This is a genomic window from Qaidamihabitans albus (assembly GCF_016464705.1).
Classification (GTDB): domain Bacteria; phylum Actinomycetota; class Actinomycetes; order Mycobacteriales; family Pseudonocardiaceae; genus Qaidamihabitans; species Qaidamihabitans albus.
The window spans coordinates 1-5222 of the sequence record NZ_JAEHOB010000037.1 but is presented as its reverse complement, the minus strand read 5'-3'; the positions used below and the strand labels follow the sequence as shown (position 1 = coordinate 5222).

3 rRNA genes are annotated in these 5222 nt (G+C 57.7%); all 3 read right to left on the bottom strand.

Annotation, left to right across the window (positions count from 1 at the left end):
• Position 1: 1 nt before the first annotated feature.
• The 3 genes from rrf to JAP66_RS31610 all read right to left on the bottom strand — a co-directional run bounded on the left by rrf (position 2) and on the right by JAP66_RS31610 (position 5165).
• Positions 2-119 (bottom strand): 5S ribosomal RNA (rrf, locus tag JAP66_RS31620).
• An 82-nt stretch (positions 120-201) separates the two neighbouring features.
• Positions 202-3322, bottom strand: a 23S ribosomal RNA gene (locus JAP66_RS31615).
• 306 nt (positions 3323-3628) lie between these two features.
• Positions 3629-5165 (bottom strand): 16S ribosomal RNA (locus JAP66_RS31610).
• Together the 16S, 23S and 5S rRNA genes form the textbook arrangement of a ribosomal RNA operon.
• Between the last annotated feature and the right edge of the window lie 57 nt (positions 5166-5222).

Here is a 5222-nt window from a genome sequence, read left to right as displayed (position 1 = left end):
TGTACGGCGGTGTCCTACTCTCCCACACCCCTTCGGGTGCAGTACCATCGGCGCTGGTGGGCTTAGCTTCCGGGTTCGGGATGGGTCCGGGCGTGTCCCCTACCGCTATGGCCACCGTAACGTGGTGAAACATTCACACTCTGTTTTTGTGGGGTGTGTGGTGTTTCAGAGCTGTGGAGTGGATGCGCGCGAAGTGTGTTTGTGGTGAAGTCCTCGGCCTATTAGTACCAGTCCACTCGAAAACACATTGCTGTGCGTCCATGTCTGGCCTATCAACCCAGTGGTCTGCTGGGGGCCTTAACCCACGGAGGGGTGGGAGACCTCATCTTGGAACAGGCTTCCCGCTTAGATGCCTTCAGCGGTTATCCCTTCCGAACGTAGCTAACCAGCCGTGCCCCTGGTGGGACAACTGGCATACCAGAGGTTCGTCCGTCCCGGTCCTCTCGTACTAGGGACAGCCTTCCGCAAGTCTCCTGCGCGCGCGGCGGATAGGGACCGAACTGTCTCACGACGTTCTAAACCCAGCTCGCGTGCCGCTTTAATGGGCGAACAGCCCAACCCTTGGGACCTACTCCAGCCCCAGGATGCGACGAGCCGACATCGAGGTGCCAAACCATGCCGTCGATATGGACTCTTGGGCAAGATCAGCCTGTTATCCCCGGGGTACCTTTTATCCGTTGAGCGACACCCCTTCCACCAGGAGGTGCCGGATCACTAGTCCCGACTTTCGTCCCTGCTCGACCTGTCAGTCTCACAGTCAAGCTCCCTTGTGCACTTACACTCAACACCTGATTGCCAACCAGGCTGAGGGAACCTTTGGGCGCCTCCGTTACTCTTTGGGAGGCAACCGCCCCAGTTAAACTACCCACCAGGCACTGTCCCTGAACCGGATCACGGTCCGAAGTTAGATTCCCCATTCGACCAGAGTGGTATTTCAACAATGACTCCACCCCCACTAGCGTGAAGGCTTCACAGTCTCCCACCTATCCTACACAAGCCGAACCGAAAACCAATACCAAGCTATAGTAAAGGTCCCGGGGTCTTTCCGTCCTGCCGCGCGTAACGAGCATCTTTACTCGTAGTGCAATTTCGCCGGGCCTGTGGTTGAGACAGCCGGAAAGTCGTTACGCCATTCGTGCAGGTCGGAACTTACCCGACAAGGAATTTCGCTACCTTAGGATGGTTATAGTTACCACCGCCGTTTACTGGCGCTTAAATTCTCAGCTTCGCCCCGAAAGGCTAACCGGTCCTCTTAACGTTCCAGCACCGGGCAGGCGTCAGTCCGTATACATCGAATTGCTTCTTCGCACGGACCTGTGTTTTTAGTAAACAGTCGCTTTCCGCTGGTCTCTGCGGCCAACTCACCCTAGCCCGCACGGGGCTTCAGGTGCTTTGGCCCCCCTTCTCCCGAAGTTACGGGGGCATTTTGCCGAGTTCCTTAACCACAGTTCACCCGATCGCCTTGGTATTCTCTACCTGACCACCTGTGTTGGTTTGGGGTACGGGCCGCACATGCACTCGCTAGAGGCTTTTCTCGGCAGCATAGGATCACTCTACTTCGCCTCACACGGCTACGCATCACGCCTCAGGAACATGACCGGCGGATTTGCCTACCGATCTCCCTACACGCTTACACCAGTATCACCACTGACTGGCGGAGCTACCTTCCTGCGTCACCCCATCGCTTGACTACTACAGGATCAGGTCCCACGCTCCACAACACCCGGGATCCGAAGACCCCGGACGCGCTTCGGGTGGTTAGTCTCACCTGCCTCGTCAGGGACGCACACACGCGGGTACGGGAATATCAACCCGTTGTCCATCGACTACGCCTGTCGGCCTCGCCTTAGGTCCCGACTTACCCTGGGCGGATTAGCCTGGCCCAGGAACCCTTGGTCATCCGGCGGCAGAGGTTCTCACTCTGCATTCGCTACTCATGCCTGCATTCTCACTCCCACACCCTCCACCACTGGGTTACCCCGTGGCTTCTCCGGGTGCAGGACGCTCCCCTACCCACCCACACGACTACACCACCAGGAACACGTCCCGACGGTGGATCTGGTGTGTGAGTGACACAGCTTCGGCGGTGTGCTTAAGCCCCGCTACATTGTCGGCGCAGGACCACTTGACCAGTGAGCTATTACGCACTCTTTCAAGGATGGCTGCTTCTAAGCCAACCTCCTGGTTGTCTGGGCAATCCCACATCCTTTTCCACTGAGCACACACTTAGGGGCCTTAGCTGGCGTTCTGGGCTGTTTCCCTCTCGACGACGAAGCTTATCCCCCGCCGTCTCACTGCCGCGCTCTCACACACCCGTATTCGGAGTTTGGTTGACTTCGGTAACCCGGTAAGGCCCCTAGGCCACCCAGTAGCTCTACCCCAGGTGTGAAACACGCGACGCTGCACCTAAATGCATTTCGGGGAGAACCAGCTATCACGGAGTTTGATTGGCCTTTCACCCCTACCCACAGCTCATCCCCTCAGTTTTCAACCTAAGTGGGTTCGGGCCTCCACGCCGTCTTACCGGCGCTTCACCCTGGCCATGGGTAGATCACTCCGCTTCGGGTCTAGACCACGCGACTCGAGACGCCCTCTTCAGACTCGCTTTCGCTACGGCTACCCCACACGGGTTAACCTCGCCACGCAGCACTAACTCGCAGGCTCATTCTTCAAAAGGCACGCCATCACAACACAACGGTCGCTCTGACGGCTTGTAGGCACACGGTTTCAGGTACTCTTTCACTCCCCTCCCGGGGTACTTTTCATCTTTCCCTCACGGTACTCGTCCGCTATCGGTCACCAGGAAGTATTTAGGCTTACCGGGTGGTCCCGGCAGATTCACAGCAAATTCCACGAGCTCGCTGCTACTCGGGAACACCGTCCAGACACGCCACCACAGCTTTCGCGTACGGGACTCTCACCCACTCCGGCCTGCCTTCCCAGACAGTTCCGCTAACCATGGCACGCACCCGGGAAGATGGCAGTCTCCCCACAACGGGTCCCACAACACCGCACACACAACACCTGCCAGCTTGACATGCGCACGGTTTAGCCTCCTCCGCTTTCGCTCGCCACTACTCACGGAATCACTCTTGTTTTCTCTTCCTACGGGTACTGAGATGTTTCACTTCCCCGCGTTCCCTCCACACCGTCTATACATTCAACGGCGGGTAACACCCCATCACGGGTGCTGGGTTACCCCATTCGGACACCCTCGGATCACAGCTCGGTTGACAGCTCCCCGAGGCTTATCGCAGCCTCCCACGTCCTTCATCGGCTCCTGATGCCTAGACATCCACCATGTGCCCTTAACAACTTGACCACAAAGATGCTCGCATCCACTCTACAGTTCTCAAACACCACACCCAGAAACAACACACCGTGTTGCCTCAGGACCCAACAGCATGCCAGCAAACAACCAACCACCACACCCCGCAACCCCTTTCCACGCCCACCCCGAAGGACGAACAGTACTCACAGCCACGCGACCTGCAGCGATCAACCATCACCAGTAGTTCCACAATTCCTCGAGCAACCCCCACAGGAACACGAACGGTCCCTCCGTGACGGCCACCCCACGATCAACAATCCGGGTACCCCGGCAACCGTGGACGTGTTCGCTCCTTAGAAAGGAGGTGATCCAGCCGCACCTTCCGGTACGGCTACCTTGTTACGACTTCGTCCCAATCGCCAGTCCCACCTTCGACCACTCCCCCCGCTGACGCGGTTGGGCCATGGGCTTCGGGTGTTACCGACTTTCGTGACGTGACGGGCGGTGTGTACAAGGCCCGGGAACGTATTCACCGCAGCGTTGCTGATCTGCGATTACTAGCGACTCCGACTTCACGCAGTCGAGTTGCAGACTGCGATCCGAACTGAGACCGGCTTTAAGGGATTCGCTCCACCTCACGGTATCGCAACCCTCTGTACCAGCCATTGTAGCATGTGTGAAGCCCTGGACATAAGGGGCATGATGACTTGACGTCATCCCCACCTTCCTCCGAGTTGACCCCGGCAGTCTCCCACGAGTCCCCGGCATTACCCGCTGGCAACATAGGATAAGGGTTGCGCTCGTTGCGGGACTTAACCCAACATCTCACGACACGAGCTGACGACAGCCATGCACCACCTGTACACCAGCCACAAGGGAACACCTATCTCTAGGTGCGTCTGGTGCATGTCAAACCCAGGTAAGGTTCTTCGCGTTGCATCGAATTAATCCACATGCTCCGCCGCTTGTGCGGGCCCCCGTCAATTCCTTTGAGTTTTAGCCTTGCGGCCGTACTCCCCAGGCGGGGCGCTTAATGCGTTAGCTACGGCACGGACAACGTGGATGTCGCCCACACCTAGCGCCCAACGTTTACAGCGTGGACTACCAGGGTATCTAATCCTGTTCGCTCCCCACGCTTTCGCTCCTCAGCGTCAGTATCGGCCCAGAGACCCGCCTTCGCCACCGGTGTTCCTCCTGATATCTGCGCATTCCACCGCTACACCAGGAATTCCAGTCTCCCCTACCGAACTCAAGTCTGCCCGTATCGACCGCAAGCCAAACGTTAAGCGTTTGGTTTTCACGGCCGACGCGACAAACCGCCTACGAGCTCTTTACGCCCAATAATTCCGGACAACGCTTGCACCCTACGTATTACCGCGGCTGCTGGCACGTAGTTAGCCGGTGCTTCTTCTACACCTACCGTCACCCCACCCAACAAGATGAGGCTTCGTCAGTGTCGAAAGAGGTTTACAACCCGAAGGCCGTCATCCCTCACGCGGCGTCGCTGCATCAGGCTTGCGCCCATTGTGCAATATTCCCCACTGCTGCCTCCCGTAGGAGTCTGGGCCGTGTCTCAGTCCCAGTGTGGCCGGTCGCCCTCTCAGGCCGGCTACCCGTCGTCGCCTTGGTAGGCCATCACCCCACCAACAAGCTGATAGGCCGCGGGCTCATCCCATACCGCCGGAACTTTCCACACACCACCATGCGATGGCATGTCCTATCCGGTATTAGACCCCGTTTCCAGGGCTTATCCCAAAGTACAGGGCAGATTACCCACGTGTTACTCACCCGTTCGCCACTCATCCACCCAGCAAGCTGAGCTTCAGCGTTCGACTTGCATGTGTTAAGCACGCCGCCAGCGTTCGTCCTGAGCCAGGATCAAACTCTCCAACAATGAATTTGAATCCGGACCAAAATGTCCTCAAAGAAACCCACAAAAGGGTTCAAAAAA